This window comes from Bittarella massiliensis (ex Durand et al. 2017) (assembly GCF_017566145.1).
Lineage (GTDB): Bacteria > Bacillota > Clostridia > Oscillospirales > Ruminococcaceae > Bittarella > Bittarella massiliensis_A.
Map to the genome: position 1 here is coordinate 1 of NZ_JABFCL010000043.1, position 359 is coordinate 359.

The 359-nt window shown below is 48.2% G+C and carries 1 protein-coding gene; it reads right to left on the minus strand.

Features of this window, described 5'->3' with window-relative positions; translation table 11 throughout:
* Positions 1 to 359 (minus strand): hypothetical protein (locus tag HJY11_RS13370; RefSeq protein ID WP_368041610.1); only part of this gene is annotated, 359 nt, incomplete at both ends.

Here is a 359-nt window from a genome sequence, read left to right on the forward strand (position 1 = left end):
GTCCCGGTGCGTCCAGCATAACTCCGATATTCTGTACACCATAGTTTTTGAAATAATCACTGCCGGTAAAGTACATATCCTCATGCAGCGCATCCAGAGAAGAAATCAAATCTTCTCGGCAGCCCACCCGGAAATCCGGTTCGCTGACTGTCACATCCAGTAGGAGCTCCTGGAAAAACGGCTGCTGTTCCGGTGTAATGACTCCTCCATTCTTTTCCTCAATATACCGCTTACAGTCCGGCAATACTTCAGCCTGATAAGTATCCCAGACTGCTTCCAGATCCGTCCGGATATTCTTGTGAAGAACTTCCTCCCCATTAATCCAGGCACGAATATAACCCGTCGCCGGATGAACTTTT